Source organism: Streptomyces sp. 1114.5 (assembly GCF_003635085.1).
Taxonomy (GTDB): Bacteria; Actinomycetota; Actinomycetes; order Streptomycetales; family Streptomycetaceae; genus Kitasatospora.
In genome coordinates, this window is the sequence record NZ_RBXE01000003.1 from 736486 (window position 1) to 756355 (window position 19870).

At 69.4% G+C, this 19870-nt stretch carries 19 protein-coding genes and 4 pseudogenes; 16 read left to right on the plus strand and 7 right to left on the minus strand.

Features of this window, described 5'->3' with window-relative positions:
• Nucleotides 1-207: 207 nt before the first annotated feature.
• Together BX285_RS34860 and BX285_RS34865 are read left to right on the plus strand one after the other, a co-directional pair.
• Nucleotides 208-1311: a tyrosine-type recombinase/integrase gene (locus BX285_RS34860; RefSeq protein WP_310794280.1), complete on the plus strand. Its 1104-nt coding sequence runs from the start codon at nt 208-210 to the stop codon at nt 1309-1311.
• The gene (locus BX285_RS34865; RefSeq protein WP_259470966.1) at nt 1298-3760 is read left to right on the plus strand and encodes a site-specific integrase; all 2463 of its coding nucleotides are present in this window, start codon (nt 1298-1300) and stop codon (nt 3758-3760) included. The genes BX285_RS34860 and BX285_RS34865 overlap by 14 nt, the downstream gene beginning before the upstream one ends.
• Here BX285_RS34865 and BX285_RS34870 read toward each other — a convergent pair.
• The gene (locus BX285_RS34870; RefSeq protein WP_220784023.1) at nt 3747-4223 is read right to left on the minus strand and encodes a hypothetical protein; all 477 of its coding nucleotides are present in this window, start codon (nt 4221-4223) and stop codon (nt 3747-3749) included. The genes BX285_RS34865 and BX285_RS34870 overlap by 14 nt on opposite strands.
• Before the next feature lie 95 nt (nt 4224-4318).
• Between BX285_RS34870 and BX285_RS34875 the strand changes: the two genes are divergently transcribed.
• From BX285_RS34875 to BX285_RS37775, 9 genes and pseudogenes are all read left to right on the plus strand, one after another.
• Nucleotides 4319-4801 carry an Imm21 family immunity protein gene (locus BX285_RS34875; RefSeq protein ID WP_121179595.1) on the plus strand — a complete coding sequence of 161 codons (483 nt, stop codon included), beginning with the start codon at nt 4319-4321 and terminating at the stop codon, nt 4799-4801.
• 763 nt (nt 4802-5564) lie between these two features.
• Nucleotides 5565-5714 (plus strand): annotated as a pseudogene (locus BX285_RS34885) (IS110 family transposase); the annotation flags it as partial.
• Between the two features lie 99 nt (nt 5715-5813).
• Entirely contained in the window at nt 5814-6398 is a 585-nt protein-coding gene (locus BX285_RS34890; RefSeq protein ID WP_097240925.1) for a TetR/AcrR family transcriptional regulator, read from the plus strand.
• Between the two features lie 83 nt (nt 6399-6481).
• Nucleotides 6482-7702: an MFS transporter gene (locus BX285_RS34895; protein ID WP_121179515.1), complete on the plus strand. Its 1221-nt coding sequence runs from the start codon at nt 6482-6484 to the stop codon at nt 7700-7702.
• 117 nt (nt 7703-7819) lie between these two features.
• Nucleotides 7820-8752, plus strand: a complete 933-nt coding sequence (locus BX285_RS34900) for an MBL fold metallo-hydrolase (protein ID WP_121179516.1) — start codon at nt 7820-7822, stop codon at nt 8750-8752.
• Nucleotides 8753-8837: 85 nt separating this feature from the next.
• On the plus strand, nt 8838-9047 hold the full coding sequence (locus BX285_RS34905) for a hypothetical protein (RefSeq protein ID WP_097240922.1): 210 nt from the start codon (nt 8838-8840) through the stop codon (nt 9045-9047).
• Nucleotides 9034-10425 carry an amidase gene (locus BX285_RS34910; protein WP_121179517.1) on the plus strand — a complete coding sequence of 464 codons (1392 nt, stop codon included), beginning with the start codon at nt 9034-9036 and terminating at the stop codon, nt 10423-10425. Before BX285_RS34905 ends, BX285_RS34910 begins: the two co-directional genes overlap by 14 nt.
• A 749-nt stretch (nt 10426-11174) precedes the next feature.
• Nucleotides 11175-11468 (plus strand): hypothetical protein, encoded by a 294-nt coding sequence (locus BX285_RS34920; protein WP_097240918.1) that lies wholly within the window; start codon nt 11175-11177, stop codon nt 11466-11468.
• Nucleotides 11469-11472: 4 nt separating this feature from the next.
• Nucleotides 11473-11631, plus strand: a complete 159-nt coding sequence (locus tag BX285_RS37775) for a hypothetical protein (RefSeq protein WP_183107344.1) — start codon at nt 11473-11475, stop codon at nt 11629-11631.
• A 243-nt stretch (nt 11632-11874) separates the two neighbouring features.
• Here BX285_RS37775 and BX285_RS34925 read toward each other — a convergent pair whose 3' ends face one another.
• A complete protein-coding gene (locus BX285_RS34925; protein ID WP_121179519.1) occupies nt 11875-12636 on the minus strand; it encodes an SDR family NAD(P)-dependent oxidoreductase in 762 nt (253 codons plus the stop codon).
• A 113-nt stretch (nt 12637-12749) separates the two neighbouring features.
• Between BX285_RS34925 and BX285_RS34930 the strand changes: the two genes are divergently transcribed.
• The gene (locus BX285_RS34930; protein WP_121179520.1) at nt 12750-13328 is read left to right on the plus strand and encodes a TetR/AcrR family transcriptional regulator; all 579 of its coding nucleotides are present in this window, start codon (nt 12750-12752) and stop codon (nt 13326-13328) included.
• A gap of 258 nt (nt 13329-13586) precedes the next feature.
• Nucleotides 13587-14033, plus strand: coding sequence for a hypothetical protein (locus tag BX285_RS34935; RefSeq protein ID WP_121179521.1), 447 nt, complete (start codon nt 13587-13589; stop codon nt 14031-14033).
• Between the two features lie 52 nt (nt 14034-14085).
• Here BX285_RS34935 and istB read toward each other — a convergent pair.
• Both istB and BX285_RS38940 read right to left on the minus strand, forming a co-directional pair.
• Nucleotides 14086-14736: pseudogene (istB, locus tag BX285_RS34940) on the minus strand (IS21-like element helper ATPase IstB); the annotation flags it as partial.
• A pseudogene (locus tag BX285_RS38940) lies at nt 14733-14885 on the minus strand (IS21 family transposase); the annotation flags it as partial. The pseudogenes istB and BX285_RS38940, both read right to left, overlap by 4 nt.
• Nucleotides 14886-15144: 259 nt before the next feature.
• Here BX285_RS38940 and BX285_RS34955 point away from each other — a divergent pair.
• Together BX285_RS34955 and BX285_RS34965 are read left to right on the plus strand one after the other, a co-directional pair.
• A pseudogene (locus tag BX285_RS34955) lies at nt 15145-15704 on the plus strand (IS5 family transposase); the annotation flags it as partial.
• Nucleotides 15705-16045: 341 nt separating this feature from the next.
• On the plus strand, nt 16046-16789 hold the full coding sequence (locus tag BX285_RS34965; protein ID WP_121179523.1) for an alpha/beta hydrolase: 744 nt from the start codon (nt 16046-16048) through the stop codon (nt 16787-16789).
• 321 nt (nt 16790-17110) lie between these two features.
• On the opposite strand, the gene BX285_RS34970 is transcribed toward BX285_RS34965, so the two are convergent.
• Nucleotides 17111-17893: an alpha/beta fold hydrolase gene (locus tag BX285_RS34970; protein ID WP_121179524.1), complete on the minus strand. Its 783-nt coding sequence runs from the start codon at nt 17891-17893 to the stop codon at nt 17111-17113.
• A 104-nt stretch (nt 17894-17997) separates the two neighbouring features.
• Here BX285_RS34970 and tpg point away from each other — a divergent pair, with 104 nt between their 5' ends.
• Nucleotides 17998-18726 (plus strand): telomere-protecting terminal protein Tpg, encoded by a 729-nt coding sequence (gene tpg / locus BX285_RS39660; RefSeq protein ID WP_398901855.1) that lies wholly within the window; start codon nt 17998-18000, stop codon nt 18724-18726.
• On the opposite strand, the gene BX285_RS34975 is transcribed toward tpg, so the two are convergent.
• Together BX285_RS34975 and BX285_RS34980 are read right to left on the minus strand one after the other, a co-directional pair.
• Nucleotides 18709-19038, minus strand: a complete 330-nt coding sequence (locus tag BX285_RS34975; RefSeq protein WP_121179525.1) for a hypothetical protein — start codon at nt 19036-19038, stop codon at nt 18709-18711. The genes tpg and BX285_RS34975 overlap by 18 nt on opposite strands.
• Nucleotides 19035-19523, minus strand: coding sequence for a DUF6232 family protein (locus BX285_RS34980; RefSeq protein ID WP_147465294.1), 489 nt, complete (start codon nt 19521-19523; stop codon nt 19035-19037). Before BX285_RS34980 ends, BX285_RS34975 begins: the two co-directional genes overlap by 4 nt.
• Nucleotides 19524-19870: the final 347 nt, after the last annotated feature.

Here is a 19870-nt window from a genome sequence, read left to right on the forward strand (position 1 = left end):
GGAGACGAGCAAGGCCAAGGCATGCAGAGCCTGGTCAGTTGACTGCACTAACTCGGGCCCCAGCTCGACGGGGCGGCGGTAGTCCAAGAGCATGCGGACGTGCATGACACTCCTTCACTTCATCGAGATCTGATTGACGGACGAGCACGGCTGCCTCGGGTGGGGGCTGTGGTTGCGGGCCCCGCGCCGTCGCTTCCGTGGCTGGTGGTGGATGCGGCCGATCGGGAGGTCGCCCCTGTCAGCAGCTACCTGCGAGACCGGATGCTGGGCGATGTCAGCCCGCTGACCTGCCGCAGCTACGGCTTCGACCTGCTGCGGTGGTACCGGGTGCTGTGGGCCCTGGACGTGGGCTGGGAACAGGCGACAGAAGCGGAGGCCGCCGCGTTGGTGGGTTGGCTCCGCTCGGCCCGCAACCCGCAGCGGCAACGCAAGCAGGGCGGCTTCCGACCTGGTTCGGTGAATCCGACGACCGGCAAGCCGCTGCTTCGGGCTGGGTACGCGCCGGCGACCATCGCCCACAACCTCTCGGCCGTGCACGGCTTCTACGCCTTCCACATGCACTTCGGCCGCGGCCCGCTGCTCAACCCGGTCCCGGAGAACCGGGCCCGCCGCGCAGCTCTGGCCCACCGCTCCCCGATCGAGGCCCGCGTCCAGCACAGGCGGGGCCGGCTCCGGCCGAAGGTGTCGGTACGGCAGCCGCGGGCGATGCCGGACCAGCAGTGGGACGCGCTCTTCGCGCAGATGGGCTGCGCAAGGGATCAGGCCCTGCTGTCCTGCTACGTCTCCTCCGGGGCCCGTGCCTCGGAACTGCTGGGCATTGGCCTGGGCGACGTCGACTGGACCAAGGGCCAGTTGTGGGTGATCTCCAAGGGCACCCGGGCCCGCCAGCCGGTTCCGGCCTCCCCGCAGGCTCTGGCCTACCTCGCGGCCTACCTGGAAGAAGCCGGACTGCCGCCGGACGGGATGCCGGTCTGGCGCACTCGCCGGGGCGAGAGCCGGCCGCTCACCTACTGGGCGGCTCGCCGCATCATCCAGCGCGCGGACGAGGCGATCGGCGCGAACTGGACCCTGCACGACCTGCGGCACACTGCCGCGACCCGCCTGGCCCGGGACCCGGAGCTGACGCTGGTGGAGGTGCAGACCATCTTGCGGCACGCGCATATCACCACCACCGCCCTCTACACCGTGGTCGGGCTGGACGACCTGGTGGACAAGCTCGCCGAGCACTACGCCCGACCGGTGCAGCCGACGTCCTGGCCGACGCAGTACGCGGCGGATGACATCGAGGCGGTGTTCGGTGCCGGGCAGTAAGGTCGGCGACAGCGCGCGCGTGAAGGGCCCCACGACCAACCGGGTCCGACGTCATGAGGCCGGCGCCGAAGCGCCCGTCGGCAACTTTGCGCCGACCGCCATCGTCCCGGCGCCGCCGCCGGCCCCGACGCGGCCGCCCCGTTCTCTCGGCGATTTCAGCCGTGCCCCTCTTGAGGAAGTGGCTGCGGCCGTCGGGCGCCACTTTGCGACCTCCCCGAACGAGGAGTGGCGACGGGGCCGGGATGTCCGGGAGTTCCTTCAGCGCATCGCGCCGTTCCCGGGCGCGACTTGGCAGGAGCGTTGGGAGGCGTCTGGCCTGAACGAACTGAACAGGCCGGTCGGTGACCTCGCGGGCGACGACACGAAGCTGCGCTACCGACTGTTCAGCGGGGCAGGCCATGCCTTCGCCATCAGGCTCATCCGCCCTACCCTGCACTCCTTCCACGCCAACCGGTTCTCCGTCTACACCCGCTGGTTTCGAAGCGTCGCGAGCGATCCGCTGCTTGAGGACTTCTGCCTGCGCGTCGGGCAGTTGCCCGTCTCGGAGCCGCGTCGGACACGGACGATGCGGGACATCTGCTGCGCGTTGACGGTGTTCGGTATCGATTTGGACGGTCTGACGCCGGAGGCCCTGCTGCACTACGCCGTCGAATGCCGCAAGCACGGGCTGTCCGGAGAGACCCTGCGTTCGGGCACCTTCGCTGGCACGCTGGCCTGGCCCGTTCTCCACGACATGGGGCAGTTCCCGGCCTCGGCCCCGCGCACCCTGCGGGCCGCTGTGACCCGCGGCCAGCTGCCCGTCGAAGAAGCCGTCGACCGCCACAAGCTGGACAACCCCGCCGTCCGCGACCTGCTGGTCGACTACATCACCCGGCGCTCGGCCAGCCTTGACTACTCCACCCAGCGCCAGCTCACGCACCTGCTGGCCAAGGTGTTCTGGAAGACCATCGAGGAGATCAACCCGGAACAGAAGGACCTTCGCCTGTCCGAAGAGCTCTTCACCAAGTGGAAGGAACGCCTGGTCACGCTCCCGAGCGGGAAGCCGAGGCTGGACGTTGACGGACCGCTGATGGCGGTCCGCGCCCTCTACCTCGACCTGCACACCTGGGCGGTCGCCGAGCCGGAGCACTGGGCAACATGGGTCGCACCCTGCCCGGTGAGCGACGCCGATCTGCGCTGGTTCCACCTGCGCAGACGCAGGCTGCAAGAGCGGATGGCCAACCGGACACGCGAACGCCAGCCCCTGCTGCCGATCCTGTCCAAGCACGTCAACGACACGTGGAGCCGGCTGCGCGCGCTGCTGGATGCCGCCGAGAGCGTCGCCCCGGGCGAGGAGTTCCAGTTCGACGGCGCCACATGGCTGCGAACGTCGAGCCGGGACGACATCAACCACAACCGCCCGCCGGTCCGCGTGATCAACCGCGGGAGCGGCGAGCTGGTGCGACTGTCGTTCGAGGAGAACCAGGCGTTCTGGCAGTGGGCAGTCGTCGAGACCCTGCGCCTGGCGGGCCTGCGGGCCGAGGAACTGGTGGAACTTAGCCACCTGAGCGTCCGGCAATACCAGCGACCCAACGGAGAGGTCGTCGCCCTCCTGGTCATCACCCCGTCCAAGAGCGACCGGGAACGGGTGATCCCGATGTCCGCCGAGCTGTTCCACGTCATCGCCCAGATCATCCGGCGCCACCGCAAGCTGCACGGCACGGTCCCGGTCTGCGCGCGCTATGACCTGCACGAGAAGGTCTGGAGCGACGAACTGCCCTACCTGTTCCAGACCCTGCACGGCGGCACCCAGCGATGCATGTCCAGCACCACGGCCTGGCGCATGATCCGCCGCGCCTGCCAGGAGCTGGAGGCCACCCACCCGGAGTTCGTCGGCGTGAAGTTCGCCCCGCACGATTTCCGCAGGTTGTTTGCCACCGAGCTGATCAACAACGGCCTGCCCATCCACATCGGCGCGGCCCTGCTCGGCCACCTCGATATCCGCACCACCCGCGGCTACGTCGCGGTCTTCGACGAGGACGTCATCAGCCACTACCAACAGTTCCTGGCCCGGCGCCGCGCCGAGCGACCCGAGGAGGAATACCGCCGGCCCAGCCCCGAGGAATGGACCGAATTCGAGGAGCACTTCGACAAGCGGCGGGTCGAACTCGGATCCTGCGGCCGACCCTACGGAACGCCCTGCGCGCACGAGCACGCCTGCATCCGCTGCCCGATGCTCTCGATCAACCCGAAGATGATCCCGCGGCTCGATGAACTGGAGCAAGATCTCCTCGCACGCCGCGATCGGGCTACCGCCGAGGGCTGGCAGGGTGAGATCGAAGGACTCGACCTCACCCTCACCTTCCTGCGAAGCAAGCGCGAGCAGGCACGGCGCTTCCAACGTCAGGGCCCCGTCTCGCTCGGCCTCCCGATGATTCCTCATCAAGAACCCCAGGTCACAGACGTGTGATCAGCAGCGCCGAGACGAGCAGTGCTCCGGAATGCAGGGCCTGATCTGCCAAATACATTCCATTGAGCCCGGCCGTCCGCAGCTCGGCGAAGGCCGGCGAGCCGGTGCGCTGCAGCAGCCAGCGCACCGGCCACCGCCGGTCCAACAGGGCATGAGTGGCCGCCGACCAGGCGAACCCGGCGGCCAAGCCGGTCATCGACAGCGGCAGCGGGATGAACAGCCGCACCAGGGCGAGAAGCGCGGCGAGGACCAGGTGGTACTGGCTGACGTGGGCCAGGCACGCGGCCCATCCCCGGCGAGGGTTCACCCCGGCGGCCACGTCCTCGGCCGTCGGCGCCCCCTTGTTTGCGGCCTGGTGGTCACTCTGGCCGAAGACGTGGTCGGCCACGTTGTGACCGACTGCCAGCACGGCCCAGGTCGAGCCGAACGTCGCCAGTGTGGTCAGCTCTTCGATGCTGGTCACCGCGCACCCCCGACCGCCGCGGGCGCGAGGCTGCGGTGTCCGATCCGGCGCATACGCTGTCGCGACGGAACGGAGATCTTGGAGCTGGAGGCGGCATGTCCTTGACGTGGTTGGAGACGGAGGGCGGCCCGTTCATCGTGGTTCCTCGCGATGCTCTGTCGCATTGGTCGGGAACGGAGGGCGACTACGACCGGGCCTGCGAGGTGGTGGAACTGGTGGGTGTCCTCGCTCTCCCTGGCGACGCCGATGCGCTTGTCCTCGGGGATGAACCGCTCTCCACCGCCTACCTTCCCGAGCACCGCGTCCTCGTCCGCTGGTGCTACGCAGAAAGCGAGGAAGGCGTCGCTGACATCGTCCTGGCCGGACTTCCCACCGCCGAGTGGGAAGAAGGACCCGTACTGAAAACCACGGGCGAGCTCGTCATGTTCGACGCCGCCTACTTCGGCACCGAGGTCGGGACACTCACTGACAGCACTGTTCTTGAACTCGGCGCCGGCAGCTACCGAGTGGACTCGGCAAGCATCGAGCCCGACCGCCTCACGTCCTTTCGCGTCCACCGATTCGTTGAGCTGACCTGACGCGGCGTTGGTGCAGAGAAGATCGGCCAAGTACAGCCCGTTGAGGCCAGCCGTCCGCAGCTCGGCGAAGTCCGGCGAGCCGGTGTGCTGGAGCAGCCACCGCACTGGCCAACGACGGTCCAGTAGAGCGTGGGTGACAGCAGACCACGCGAATCCGGCGGCCAACCCGGTCGCCGACAGCTGCAGCGGGATGAACAGCCACACCAGGGCGAGGAGCGCGGCCATGACGAGGTGGTACTGGCCGACGTGGGCCAGGCACGCGGCCCAGCCTCGCCGCGGGCTCGCCCCGGCCGCCACGTCCTGCGCGGTCGGAGCTCCCTTCTTCGCGGCCTGGTTGTCGCTTTGGCCGAAGACGTGGTCCGCGACGTTGTGGCCCACGGCCAGCACGGCCCAAGTCGATCCGAACGTCGCCAAGGTGGCGATCTGGTCGAGCGAGGGCGTCATGCCGTCACCCCCTGGAGTGCATTCCGAGGCGCAACATCGACGCTCGCCAACCGAGACACCAGTACCGAACCTCGGGCAGAACGTGGCCGTCGGATCCCCCTTGGATGCGAGACACCGAGGAAGGTGGACACGGCCTTCGCCGTGTTAACCCACTGGTCCAGCCCTTGGTGAGTCAGAGGCGCGAGCCCCTGGCCGCGACTTGTCAGGGAGGCGACCCGGCCCGCACCGAAAAGCTACCGACACCCTGTCCCGGCTCCCTCGGACACTCCGCCCGGGCCCGCCAGGTCACCCGGTCCATACCGTCGTTCGTGGGCTGAAGATGGCCGACGGCAGTCCCGTCACCCGGGCCGTCGACCTGAACGCCGGCGGGGCTTCGTTGTGGATTGCGCTGCTGGTCAGCCACGGTCAGAGGCTGCTCTACATCCCCGGCCGGACCGTCCACCACGCCTCACGCGGGGCCTGGTCCGGGGCGGTGCTGTGCCGGCGGGGCGGCTCTGCGATGTTCTGCACAGACAGAGCCCCGAAGCCGGTCGACCAAGACGCAACTCCTTCGCGTTAAGCTGTATGCATGAGTGCCCGAGCGACCACACGACCCGGCGGGCGCAGCGCCCGCGTCCAGCAGTCCGTGCACCAGGCCGTCCGCGATCTGGAGGCGGAGGTGGGGCGGGATGCGCTCACGGTGCCGCTGATCGCGGCCCGGGCCGGGGTGACGCCGTCCACCGTGTACCGGCGGTGGGGGGACCTGCGGGAACTGCTGTCCGACGTTGCCGTCGAGCGGCTGCGCCCCGACACCCCGCCGGCCGACCACGGCAGCCTGCGGGCGGACCTGGAGGCCTGGACCGTGCAGTTCGCCGAGGAGATGTCCTCGACGGCGGGCCGCACGTACATCCGCGACGCCCTGCTGGGTGACCCTGAGCAGGGCAACGCCGTTCGGTGTTCAGACTACGCGGCCGAGCAGTTGAAGGTCATCGGCGTGCGCGCGGCCGGGCGCGGGGAGGCCGTGCCCGGCGTGGAGACCCTGCTGGATGTCGTCGTCGCGCCTGTGATGTATCGGATCCTGTTCCGCCCCTCGGACCTGTCCGACGCCTACACCGCCAGCCTGGTGGCGGCGGCGCTCGGCGGTGTCGCGTCTTCGCACGCCCTCGACACGTAAAAGCTAAGTATTTGCGTTTTCGAAGCCCATGAGCCTAGAGTGCTAAACGCAAAGCATTCGCCTTAAGGCTCGGAGGTGCTTCCATGTCCAGCGTCACAGCCCTGCTGTCCCGCCCCCGCCGCCCGCCCATGCTGGGCCGCCGTGGTGCCTTCCGGCTGCACGCCTCGGTGCTGGTCGTCCTACTGGCCGCCTCCAGCGCGCCGACCCCGCTGTATGCGCTCTACCAGGCCGCGTGGCACTTCTCGGCCATGACGCTGACCGTTGTGTTCAGCGCCTACGCGCTGGCGCTGCTGGTGGCACTGCTGACCGCGGGCACGCTCTCGGACCACCTGGGCCGGCGCCCGGTCCTCGCCGCGGCGCTGCTGGCACAGGCCCTCGCGATGGCCGTCTTCGCCACCGCCCAGGGGGTGCCGGCGCTGATCGCCGCCCGGATCCTCCAGGGCCTGGCCACCGGCGCGGCCACCAGCGCCGCCGGAGCCGCCCTGCTCGACTTCGAGGACCCCGACCGCCCCGGCCGGGCCACGGCCGCCAACGGCATCACTCCCGTGGCCGGCATGGCGGCCGGCGTGCTGGCCGCCACCGCCCTCGTGCAGTACGCCCCCGCCCCCACCCGCACCGTCTACCTGCCGCTGCTCCTGCTCTTCACCGCGCAGGCCGCCGCCGTCCTGCTCGCCCCCGAGACCGCCCGACCCCACTCCGGCGCCTTGCGCTCACTGCGCCCCGCCGTCGCCGTCGCCCCGGCCTCCCGGCCGGCCATGGCGCTCGTCGCGCCCGGCATCATCGCCGCCTGGGCGCTGGGCGGCTTCTATTCCTCCCTCGGCCCCTCGCTCGCCCGGCTCATCGCCCCGCACGCCGCGAGCGCCACCGGCGGCCTGGTCTTCTTCACCCTGACGGCCGCGGCAGGGCTCGCCGCCCACGCCGCCCGGACGATGCCCGCCCGCCCCGTCAGCCTCGCCGGCACCGCGCTCCTGATCCCCGGAGCCCTCCTGACCCTCAGCGGCCCCCACCTGCACAGCCTGGCCGCGCTGTTCGCCGGCACCGCCCTGGCGGGCGCGGGCTTCGGCGCCGTCACCCAAGGCGCCCTGCGCCTGCTGCTGCCCCCGGCCGCCCCGGGCGAACGCGCCGGGACGCTCGCCGCCTACTACGTCCTCAGCTACCTCGCCATGAGCGTCCCCGCCGTCCTCGCCGGCCTGCTGACCAACCTGTACGGCCTGGCGACCGCCGTCTCGCTCTACGCCGTGACGGTCATCCTGCTGACCCTGACCGGCCTCGTCCGTGCCCTGCGCCAGGCCCGTACCGCCTGACCGAGCCCTGCCGTCCCGCAGAGCCCCGCTTCCCGCAGAGCCCCGCTTTCCGCAGAGCCCCGCTTCCCGCAGAGCCCCGCTTTCCGCAGAGCCCCGCCCGCCCGAAAGGACCCACCGATGAGCACCGCCACGCCCCGTCAGGCCGCCCCCTTCGCGAGCACGGGATGGAGCCTCGGCGACATCGCCGTACGCCGCATCGACGAGATCGAACTGCCGCGGCAGACCGGACCCTGGCTGCTGCCGGCCGCCACCAAGGAGGTACTGGACGAGGCGTCCTGGCTGCGCCCCGACTTCGCCGACGCCGAGGTCCCGCGGCTGGCGAGCCACAGCTTCGCGGTGGAGGCGGGTGGGCTGCGGATCGTCGTCGACACCGGCATCGGCAATGCCAAGCCACGCGCCAACCCGGCCTGGAACGGTCTCGACACCGACTTCCTGGAGCGGCTGACGGCGGCCGGCTTCCCGCCCGAGTCCGTCGACCTGGTGATCACCACGCACCTGCACACCGACCACGTCGGCTGGAACACCCGCCTCGCCGGCGAGGAATGGATCCCCACCTTCCCCAACGCCCGCTACCTCACCAGCCGCACCGAATGGGACCACTGGGCCGCCACCGACCTGGACGAAGCCCGCACCCAGATGTTCCGCGACTCCGTCCACCCCGTCCGCGACGCCGGACAGTACGACCCCGTGGACGTGCCCGACCAGGGACGCGAGGTGGCGCCGGGCGTCCTCCTGGTCCCCGCCCCGGGCCACACCCCGGGGCAGGTCGCCGTCGAACTGCGCGGCAGCGACCGCCGGGCGCTGATCAGCGGCGACAGCATCCACCACCCCGTGCAGCTGTCCCACCCCCACATCCACAGCTGCGTCGACACCGACCCCGCCCAGGCCGTCCGCACCCGCGCCCGGCTCCTCGACACCCTGGCGGACACCGACGCGCTGCTGCTGGGCACCCACTTCCCGCAGCCCACGGCCGGCACCGTCCGCCGGGAGAACGGCCGCTACCGGCTGCTCGCCGAGCCGGGCGTCGAAATCGCGGCCACCGTGGCCTGACCACGCGACCTGCCAACGAATCCCCAAGCCTCGAAGGGTGGCGGTTACTCCGCCACTCCAACCTCCACCGAAAGGGAGTGCATCCGTGTCCGCCGTCGAACTCACGCCACCGGAGGCCGCCCGCTGGGCGGCCCGCGCCGGCCTGGTGCTGCCCGCCGAACGCCATGCCGCGGTCGCCGCGGTCGCCAACCACATCCACAGCGTCGTCGCGGTCCTGCGCGAGCTGGACTTCGCGGACGTCCCGCCCGCCGCCGCCTACCGGGCCGCAGAGGAGCACCACGATGCAGCCGTATGAGCTCTCCCTCGCCGCCGCCGCAGACGCGATCCGTGCCCGGCGACTGTCCCCCGTCGAACTGGTCGACTCCGTCCTCGATCGCATCGAGAAAGTGGAGCCGCACCTCGGCGCCTACGTCACGGTCGCCGCGGAGCAGGCGCGGCGGGCGGCGAGCGAGGCCGAACACGAAGCCGCGCAAGGGCGTTACCGGGGGCCGCTGCACGGTATCCCGATGGCGCTCAAGGACCTGATCGATGTCGGCGGGATGGCCACCACCGCCAGCTCCCGCGTACGTGCCGGCCACCATGCAGCGGCGGACAGCACGGTCGCCGCGCGCCTGAGCGCAGACGGCGCGATCCTGCTCGGGAAGACCCACACCCACGAGTTCGCGTTCGGGCTGACCACCCCGCAGACCCGCAACGCCTGGGACCGAGGCCGGGTCGCCGGCGGCTCCAGCGGCGGCTCCGCGGTCGCCGTCGCGGCGGGCACCGCGACCTTTGCCCTGGGCACCGACACCGGCGGGTCGATCCGGGTGCCCGCCGCGCTCAACGGGGTCGTCGGCCTCAAGCCGACCTACGGTCTCGTCCCCCGTCACGGCGTCACCTCCCTGTCCTGGTCGCTGGACCACGTCGGCCCGATCACCCGCACCGTCGAGGACGCGGCCCTGGTCCTGACCACGCTGGCCGGACACGATCCGCGCGACCCCGCCTCGCTGTCCGTGCCCGCGGCGCACTACCGGCCCGGTGCGGACCCGGACCTGACGGGGCTGCGCATAGGTGTGCCGCGCACCTACTACTTCGACCACGTCCACCCGCAGGTGGAGACCGCGGTCCGGAACGCCATCGGGCAGCTGGAGGCCCTGGGCGCCCGGCTCGTCGAGGTCGACATCCCGATGACCCGCTACATCCAGGCCACGCAGTGGGGCCTGATGGTGCCGGAGGCCGGCGCCTACCACGAAGGCAGCCTGCGCACGGTCCCCGAGCTGTACCAGGAGGACGTCCGCATCCTCCTGGAGGCAAGCGAGTTGATGAGCGCCGGCGACTACGTACGCGCTCAACGCTCCCGCACGCTCATGCGCGCCGAGTGGACACGGATGCTGGAGGAGGTCGACGTGATCGCCGCCCCGAGCGTCCCGATGCCCGCGGTCGGGGCCGACGAGGAGACGGTCACCTGGCCCGACGGCACGGCCGAGAGCGTCTCCGACGCCTACGTGCGCCTTTGCGCCCCCGCCAACATCACCGGAGTGCCCGCCCTGACCGTTCCGGTCGGCCAGGACGCGGCAGGCATGCCCGTCGGCATGCAGCTGCTCGGCCGCCCCCTCGACGAGCCCACGCTCCTGCGGGTCGGCCACGCCTACGAGCAGACCCAGCCCGCTCGGGTGACACCTCACCGCTGGTAGACCCGCACCGCTGGTAGACCCGCACCGCTGGTAGACCCGCACCGCACCGCACCGTGTGCATCCGCGCGAGAACACGCTGGTCGAGGGGTCGGACGAGGGGTGTGGTCAGGCCGCGGACAAGGGGGTGGTGTGCGTCGGCGGCGGCACCCTGGTCCGGGTGCCGGGGCCGGCCACCGCGCCGGATCCGGCCTGCTGTTGATGGAAGGCCATCTCGATGACGACCACCTCGCTCGCCGCGCCCGGCCCGGACGACGACGACCAGGCCGCCGACCGCCCGACCGACCGTTCCGCGTCAAGGTCCGCGACAACGACCCGGCCCTCGCCGACAAGGACGCGGCGGACCGGATGGTCCACTGGTGGCGCCGCGCCTACCCCGGCCACACCCGGCCCGGCTACCCCCGTCGCCCTGGTCGTCACCGACGCCGGACCCGTCGCTCCGGCGAACCGGCAGCAGAAGGTGGCGGGTGGCGGACCTGGCGCGCGACGCCTGGGACGGGGGCGGCCTCGTGGCCTCAGATGGGCAGGGTGCTCAGCGGGCGCTGCCGAGATTCCGGTCGGCGTCGGTGCGGTTCATGGGGATTCCGATGTCGTGTCCCGTCGAGCTGTTCACGTCCCCACATTAGCGTGCTCAACACACGCTTTTCCTGCTACAGTCAGAAGCGTGCTCAAGGCACGCATCTCTGATCGATCCCGGGCCGGGTCACTCCCGCGCCCAACCGAAGGCACCGTCGAAAATGAGGAGAAGCTCAATGCGCCATCGTCTTCCCGCCATCGCCCTGACCGCCGCCCTGGCCGGTGGTGTCCTGCTCGCGGCCGCCCCCGCTCAGGCCGCCCCCGTCCAGCCGGGCGCGGCCTCGGCCGCGGCCGCCACCGACCACCGCGCGGACGTCGTGAGGATGCTCCACCAGCGCGACGAGCTGCTCGACGAGGCCATGCGGCTGGACCAGCTCGGCGATCACAAGGCCGCCAACGACAAGCGCTACCTGGCCGCGTTGCTGCAGCGCATGATCGACACCATCCTCGCCTCGGAGCAGCACGGTTGATCCGGTGGGAACCCCGGGCCACGCCGCCGACCGGTGCCGGGGCGGATACCGCGCCGAGTTGCAGGTGCCGGACGTGCGCGCGGACGACAGCCGCCAGCACATCGCCCTGCGCCCAGCCCAGGTCAGCGGGAACGAGCTGAACACCGCGGCGGAAACGATGTAGGCAGCGGTGGGTCTCGTACGAGGGCGGGTCGGGCACCTATGGTGTCCGACCCGCCCGGGACGCGGCCCGAGCCGGCCTCGGCGCAACGGGCGGAGCTGGGGCGGTGACGCCCTCACACTGCGGTTCTTCGCAGATAGGGCCAGGCGTGCAGCCCCGCACCTCCCACCATGGATCGCCCGTTGCGACATGGGAGGCAACACGGCCTCGCGTTGCATCCCTGACCTGGGCCTTTGCCGCTTCTGCTCAGACCTGCGCCATGCCGCCGTCGGCGAAGAGCTCGACGCCGGTGATGAAGCTGGAGGCGTCGCTGGAGAGGAACGCCACGGCCTTGCCGATCTCGCGCGGGTCGGCGATCCGCCCGGTTGGGTTGCCCTCGCCCATCGTCCGGACCGCGGCGGCAACGGCGTCGGCGCCCTGCGCCATGCCCAGGGCGCTGCGCAGGGACTCGGTGTCCACGGCACCGGGGCTGAGGACGTTCATGCGGATGCCGGTGCCCTTGATGTCCTGGATCCAGGACCGGATGAAGGCGCGCACCGCGGCCTTGGAGCCGCCGTACAGGCCCATGCCTGCCGGGGACTGGATGGACGCGGTCGACCCGATGATGACGACCGTGCCGCCGGGCGGCAGCAGCGCGATCGCCGGCTGGACGGTGAACAGGACGCCCTTGGCGTTGACGTTGAAGGTCCGGTCGAACTGCTCCTCGGTGATCGCGCCGAGCGGGGCATGCGCGCCGATGCCGGCGTTGGCCACGACCGCGTCGAGGTGTCCGTGGCGTGCGATGACCTCGTGGTACGCCGCCTCCATCTCCGCAAGCTTGGTGACGTCGGCCACGATGCCCGAGGAGTTCGGGCCGATCTTGGCGACCGCCTCGTCCAGCTGGTCCTGCTGAAGGTCGGTGATGACCACGCGGGCGCCCTGGTCCACGAATTCCTGGGTGATCCCCAGGCCGACACCGGACGCGCCACCGGTGACCACGGCGACCTTGCCTTCGAGCGGGAGGCTCATCATTTTCTCCTCTGATGTGCTTGCCCGCACCATGCGGACGAAGGCGGGTGTGCCCTAAACTACGTAAGTGGAGGCGCCGCCACTTAGCAACTCTTCGAGGAAAGAGCCCTCCGATGACCACAGAGACCGGCCGGCCGCTGCGGGCCGATGCGCGGCGCAACCGGGAGAAGATCCTCTCCACCGCGGTGCGCGTCTTCGCGGAGCAGGGACTGGACGCACACCTGGAGTACATCGCCAAGGAGGCGGGAGTCGGGACGGGCACGCTCTACCGCAACTTCCCGACCCGGGAACTCCTGATCGAGGCCGCCTACCGCAACGAACTGAACCGACTGTGCGAGGCGGCCCCCGAACTCCTGGTGGCCACGCCGCCACGGGAGGCGCTTCGCGCCTGGATGGGGCGCTTCATCGACTACGCCACCGCGAAACTGGGGATGGCCGATGCTCTCCGTGCCGTCGTCGACTCCGGCGTCAATCCCTACGCCCACAGCCGGGAGTTGATGATGACGGCCCTCACCTCGCTCCTGGACGCCGCGACCGCCACCGGCAGCATCCGATCGGACATCAGCCCAGCCGACATGTTCGCCGCCCTCACCGGCATCGCCCTCGCCTCAGGAAAGCCCGAACAGCGCGAACAGGCCGAACGCCTCCTCGACCTCACCCTCGACGGACTCAGTTACGGCACAGCGCACTGATGCCGCCCCCGGAAGTGTCGGCAAACGACCCTCTGTCGACACTTGCCCCCGTGATCGCGAACCCGCAGCTGTCCGCGTACTGATCTGAGTGCTCCAGCGCGTACGAGCTTGTGTGCACCACTGACTCAGCTCAATGAGGTGTGAACGGCGTTGGCGCGGCATAGGTCGGCTTGGGCAAGCCAAGGGGTGGTGGAGTTCATCGGTCAGATGTCTGAAGAGTGCTCCTGTGGACCGTTCCACTCGCCGTAATCTTGTGCCGTGGTCGACGAACACAGGGCACTCGACGCCTTCAAGAACCGATGCACGAATGCGGCGCGGAGGCTGGAGTCCTGCATTCGCTACTTCATCGAGCGCATCTCGTTGGACGAGTCCAACGAGGACCGCGAGGACAACAGGCTGGACGTGTGGCTGCGCGTGGGACCGTGGAAGCCCGATGTAGTGATCTCGCTGTCAGATCTCCGCTCGGTCCGCCCGTGGGGCCCCGGCCTGGACTCCACTTCCTTCGTCGACGGGATCTCCCTCGTCCATCTGCCGAAGCTGCCGTTGGCCTGGCCAGCCGAGGCGGTCGACCGACTCGACCGCTCCGAGGACCTACCCGAACTGGTCTGGCTGAGGATTACCGGACCGATCGAAATCGACGCTGTGGCCGCGATGGTGACTGTCTACCAGGCCATCAGCGATGATGAGGCATCCGTGCTCCAGTGACATCCTGGAGCCCCTTGGCAGCAGCAAAACCTCGATGAGGCGGAGCAATCGCTCAGGCGACGTCGGTGTCTCGGTCGATGGCCTGGAGGCGGTTCTTGAGGCGGTAGCTGTTGCCGTTGATCGAGATGACGTCGCAGTGGTGCAGGAGCCGGTCGAGGATGGCGGTGGCGAGGACCTCGTCGCCGAAGACCTGGCCCCATTCGCTGAAGGTCTTGTTCGAGGTCAGGATGATCGAGCCCTTCTCATACCGCTTGGAGATCACCTGGAAGACCAGGTTCGCCTCGGCGCGTTCAAGGGGCTGGTATCCCACCTCGTCGACCACGAGGACGCTCGGCCGCAGGTAGGTGCGGAGCTTGCTGGTCAGGCGCCCGGCGGCCTCGGCGGCCTTGAGGTGTCGGACCATGTCGTCGAGGCTGGTGAAGTAGATCGAGTAGCCGGCCCGGCAAGCGGCGACCGCCAGGGCGACGGCCAAGTGGGTCTTGCCGACCCCGGGCGGCCCCAGCAGGGCGGCGTTCGCCTTGGCCTCGACGAACGACAGCGTGGCCAGGTCCTTGACCTTGCGCGGGTCGAGCTCGGGCTGGAAGGAGAAGTCGTAGTCGTCCAGGGTCTTGTGGTGGGGCAGCTTCGACAGTCGCAGGCCCTGGCGGAAGCGGCGGTCGTCGCGAACGGCCAGTTCCTCGGCGAGGAGGAGGGCGAGGAAGTCGCGAGGTCCTGGCTGGTGGTGAAGCAGCAGAACGGGTCGCGCCTGTACGACAGCGTCATGTGGAACGAGGAGACCTTCGGGATGCCGACGTGCGCGAGGATTCTGCCCTCATCGCCCCAGTCCACTTGGGCCTGGGCGCCGGGAACGACCACTGTCAACCGCCTCTCTGCCGCTCGAAACCGACGACAGCAGGCTCACGGACAACAGCGGTTCACCGCATCAACTCTGGCGCACAGTCACTCGTACGAGGTGGTGCATGTTGACTCGTACGCCGACACGGGCGGCCGAACCGGGTCCGCACCTGCTCCAAGTGCCCGACGTCCCCGCGGATCGTGCCGTCCGTCAGCCCCGCCGAGGCCCGCGCCAGCACAAAGCCGGCCGGCACGTCCGTCTCGAACCGCTCCAGCTCTCCATCCGGTGCTGCTGCGAAAGCTGCGGTCCGCCCGGCAGCTCGACTGGTCCAGGGCGGTGATCGACTCCACCCATGTCCGGGCCGCTCGGCGTGGCCCAAAAGCGGACCGAGCCCGGTCGATCGCGCGCGACCGGGCAGCAAACACCACATCCTCGTCGACGGCCAGGGCATTCCGCTCGCGGTGTCGCTGACCGGCAGCAACCGCAACGACGTCACCCAGCTGCTGCCCCTGCTCGCGAAGGTCCCCGCCATGGCCGGCCTCGTCGGCCGGCCACGGCACAGACCGGACGTCCTGCTCGCCGACCGGGGCTACGACCACGACAAATACCGGCGACTGGTGTGGAAGCAGGGCATAAAACCGCTGATCGCACGACGCGGAGTACCCCACGGCTCCAACCTGGGCGCATACCGCTGGGTCGTCGAGCGCACCATCGCCTGGCTCCACGGCTTCCGCCGCCTACGCATCCGCTGGGACCGACGCGACGACATCCACGAGGCCTTCCTCGGCCTCGCCACCTGCCTGATCACCCACCGACACGTCCAACGCCTTTGTTAGGACCTTTTAAGGCATGTAGCTGGCTTTGTTCACGAGAACCGACAGCACCTGTACACGAGATTGGGAGGCGTCGGGGGCGCGTCGTGTTCGATGTTCATCAGATCGGACAGCACCCCCAGCGCGCCCCGCCGTCTCCGTGGCATCCGGCCACGGAGCCCACGTCAAAACCCGTTTGGCGAACCACGGCGACCACTGCTACGTTTCCGGAGGCCGTGCGAGAGAACGAGGAGGTGGTACCCGTGAACGCAGTATCGACATGGGTGCTCCCCTCCGGGGTCACGGTCGGACGATAGGTCGTCGTCCGGGAGCGCCATCTCTGAGCACTCCCGAAAGGCACGACCATGCACTTCACCTCTGAGCAGCGTTTCGACGACGACGTCGTCGAGCGCGAGTTCACCCTCGGCGAGATCCCCGGCATCCTGTGGACGCCCGCGTCCGCCTCCGCGTCCGCACCGGCGCCGCTGATCCTGATCTGCCCCCCGCCTCTCGGACTGAGCAAGATGTACCCCCGGCTGGCGGGGCGGGCCCGGTACTACGCGGCGGAGTACGGCTTCGCCTCAGCCACCATCGAGCTCCCCGGGAGCGGTGACCGGCCCCGTTGGGTCGCCGCCGACCAGGCCCGCGCCGACCTGCGCCGGGTAATGGAGGCCGGCGAGCCGGTCAGCGGCGAGATCATCGACGCCCTGATCCTCCCGCTGGTCGAGAAGGCCGTCCCGGAATGGCAGGCAGCACTCGACGACCTCCTTGCGCTGCCCGAGATCGGCGGCCCGGTCGGGTACGAGGGGGGAATCATCTCCATCGGCGTCCGCCTGGCGGTGGTCGAGCCGCGCATCGCGGCCGCCGGTCTGTTCGCCGGGAGTCTCGTGCCCGCTGCCATGTTCGAGGAGGCCCGGCTGGTCACCATCCCGCTGCAGGTCCTGCTGCAGTGGGACGACGAGGGGAACCCCCGGCAGGCAGCCCTGGACCTGTTTGACGCCTTCGGCTCCAAGGAGAAGACCCTGCACGCCAACATGGGCGGGCACACCGGCGTCCCTCAGTACGAGCTCGACGCCGGGGCCCGCTTCTTCGCCCGGCACCTGAAGTGAGGCCGGGCCGTCAGGCCGGCACCAGACGGTAGGCGGTGCCGGCCAGGACTCCGCTCATCGAGGACAGGCCCCTGCCCTCCTCAGCTCTCTACACCGCGGGCCCCTGCCAACTCGGCAGGGGCCCCCGTGCTACCCGAAGCCATGAAATGTTCGATTTCTGCAGAGCTTCGAGTGCTGCCCAAACTCGTGTACAAGTGCTGTCGGTTCTCGTGAACAAAGCCATGTAGCGGTTCAGCCCGGGTACCTCACGGATATCCCGGGGGTTGTTCAGGCACGTGCCGATCCTCTGCTTCATCCCCTGATGGCACGACGATCGCCCAGTCAGGTCACACGTGCGAGGGCGGCGGCGATGACCTCGGCGGTCTCCCGCGGCGCCACGTCCGGCAGGAGGAACACTGCGCCAGGGATCGTCACCACGGTGACGTGGGGAGCGGACTCAAGGGTGGCACGCTCGGCACTGGTAAGCCCGCCGTCCCCCTTCTCGGCGTGGACGATCCACACAGGGGTGTCCAGCGCGGCGAGTTCGGTGGCTGGGTCCCGGTCCGTGGCGAGGTAGTCGAGATAATCACCGGTCACACGGACCACATCGGTGGTCCTGTTCTGCTTGAAGTCCTCGATCAGCTCGTCCTTGTGCGCCTGAGGCGTCTTGGCGGACCTCGCCATGAGTGGCATGAGCCCCATCATCAGCGCCGTCGGCCAGCTGCCGACCCTCTGAGATGCCCGTACGACGGTCCGGAAGAACCTGGACTCGTCCGCAGTCGTCAGGCTGATCCCGAGCAGTACGACCGGGCCCTGGAACCGCCCTGACAGCACCATCTCCAAAGCCACCGTCGCCCCGAGCGAGAATCCCGCAACCACGTCGCAGTCGTGCTCCTGCGCCAGCTCGCCGGCGCGACGGGCCAGCGCGGGGACAGTCACGTCCTCCGACAGCGGCGCGCCGGCGTTGCCGGGAAGCGTCGTGGCCACGAGGCGGACACCGGACAGTGCCGGCTCGGCCATCACCAGGTCGAACGACCGTGCCGCGCAGGACCCGCCCGGCAGGAGCAGAACCGATCGCTCCGCATCGGCCGGCCCCGCGACCAGGGTCTCCCAAGGTGCCCGCACAGCCGCCTCCTCAACGCGCTGCGATCCGCGTCATGCGTACCCGTACGACGTCGATATGTGCATCCAATATTAGAGTCCGGAATATTTCGGGACCACCGGGCGGCATGGCTCGGCCCGGAGTCCGCCAGGTCACTGTCCCGTGCCACTGGACCTTGAGAAGCGATTCCCAAACCGGCGGGCACGGCTGCCGCTCGAACTTCCGCGCGCATCGGCCTCGCCCTGGCCAGGGCACCCCGAAGCCAGCCGCCGCAAAGGCGATCGAGACCAAGGTCCGCGCCGCCTGGCAGCCGCGCGTGAGGCAGCGGGTGCGAAGGGCAGCCGAGCAGTGCGGCTTCATGATCCACATCTCCGCCATGTTCGGGTTCAGCGCGGCCAACGGATCCACCGACGACCCCCGCCCCCGCGTGATCACCCAGAAGATGCCCGGCGACGTCGCCCGCCGCCTCTACGCCGCCCGCGACTCCGGAGCCAGCCAGGACCGGCAGGAAGCGATCCTCGCCGAGGCGCTGCGCGACGATTACTTCAAGGACGGCGGCCGCCGCGCCCGCAGCGTCGACGTCGAGCTGAGCAACATCGCCTGGATGGATATAAAAGGCTTGCAGGGGCCTACGTGGGCTCCGTGTCGCCGAAAACACCAGTCCCGGCCGCTCAGAGCAGCCGGGACTTTCTCTTTGTGTCACCTCGCATGTGAATTCCCGGATGAAATTCGGAAGGACCACAAACGGAGTGGGAGCTGCGCATGGCGCGCCGGAGGCGGGCACAGGTTGAGCAACTGTCCACGCCCAAGCGGGGTGGGCGGTGCCTGCCGTCGGTGTCTACATGGTGTTCACTAGCTCCAGCACGGCCCGTACCGACTCCAGGGCGGGAACACCGGCCGTACCGACGGCAACGGCGATGCCTGCCAGGTTGCTCAGGGCCCGGCGCACGGCGCCTTTCTCGGCGTTCTCGCTTTCGATGACGCGCAGCGACTGGTCGATGGCATCGCGGTCTTCGGACGGCACCTGCTCCCGAAGGAGCTGCACGGCTGCGATCATGTCCTGCAGCGCGGCGCCGGGATCGCGGGGGCCGTAGTTCTTCACGATCCCGGTGCTGTTGGCACCGTACTGGGTGACCTGGTCGCCGTAGTTGTAGTTGTTGGTCGTCATTCGCGCTCCGTAGCGATCTTTCCGGTGCTGCCGGCACCGTACTGAGTGATCTTGTCCCCGATGTGCACGTTCTTCACCTCGATCTGGAACTCCGCCTGGGGGTTCTCGATCGCGTTGTTGATCAGGCCGGACAGCTGGTGAACCTGGGCACCGTCCGAGCTCACGACGGCGGTGTCGGACGAGCTCGACGTCTCGATGATCAGCTGGTGCAGCACGGGCGCCCGCAGCCCCTTCACCAGCCCGATCATGAGGAGGATGAACCCGATGATGAGCACCCAGCCGCCGAAGCTGTCGCTGATGTTTGTGGTGATCAGGAAGATGATCAGCAGGGCGACGATCCCGCCGAGGAAGCTCTTGACAGGTTTGAACCGGTTTGGCTGGATCTCACGCAACTGGGTGCGGGTGATGTTCCTCAGCGGGTAGGAGTCATTGTCTACTCTGAGTACGCGATTGCTGACGCTGACGTTGACGGTGTTGCCAGCCACTTGGGCCCCCAGCTGTGAGTGGCCTCGCCAGGTGCGAGGAAGCAGCACCATAGCAACGGGTGGCCACGTCAAGCGAGTTGGTCTGCAAGAGAAGTGACGGTAGGTCACCACCATTTTCTACACGTATTTGTCTGGTGGCTTGCGCCATCCCTTGCTGCGCCATCGCGTCCCGGCGCCACCGGGTTTGCGGCGAGGCCAGCACCTGTTGCGGCGGACCGGCGGAGACCCTGAACCGTGTGTCTGGTCGGCACTCTGCGGCCCCCGCAGCATCCGCACCGCCGCAGCGAGCATGCGGTCAGAGCGATTCCCCAAACCGATGGGCACGGCTGCTGCTCGAACTTTCGCGC

Bases quoted from the DNA above. Each gene is read 5' to 3' on its own strand.
- BX285_RS34875 (WP_121179595.1), top strand. From the start codon at position 4,319: ATGTCCTTGACGTGGTTGGAGACGGAGGGCGGCCCGTTCATCGTGGTT.
- BX285_RS34925 (WP_121179519.1), bottom strand. From the start codon at position 12,636: ATGAGCCTCCCGCTCGAAGGCAAGGTCGCCGTGGTCACCGGTGGCGCG.
- BX285_RS34975 (WP_121179525.1), bottom strand. From the start codon at position 19,038: ATGACGACCAACAACTACAACTACGGCGACCAGGTCACCCAGTACGGT.
- BX285_RS34890 (WP_097240925.1), top strand. From the start codon at position 5,814: ATGAGTGCCCGAGCGACCACACGACCCGGCGGGCGCAGCGCCCGCGTC.
- BX285_RS34920 (WP_097240918.1), top strand. From the start codon at position 11,175: ATGCGCCATCGTCTTCCCGCCATCGCCCTGACCGCCGCCCTGGCCGGT.
- BX285_RS34910 (WP_121179517.1), top strand. From the start codon at position 9,034: ATGCAGCCGTATGAGCTCTCCCTCGCCGCCGCCGCAGACGCGATCCGT.
- BX285_RS34895 (WP_121179515.1), top strand. From the start codon at position 6,482: ATGTCCAGCGTCACAGCCCTGCTGTCCCGCCCCCGCCGCCCGCCCATG.
- BX285_RS34965 (WP_121179523.1), top strand. From the start codon at position 16,046: ATGCACTTCACCTCTGAGCAGCGTTTCGACGACGACGTCGTCGAGCGC.
- BX285_RS34900 (WP_121179516.1), top strand. From the start codon at position 7,820: ATGAGCACCGCCACGCCCCGTCAGGCCGCCCCCTTCGCGAGCACGGGA.
- BX285_RS34930 (WP_121179520.1), top strand. From the start codon at position 12,750: ATGACCACAGAGACCGGCCGGCCGCTGCGGGCCGATGCGCGGCGCAAC.
- tpg (WP_398901855.1), top strand. From the start codon at position 17,998: ATGGCTCGGCCCGGAGTCCGCCAGGTCACTGTCCCGTGCCACTGGACC.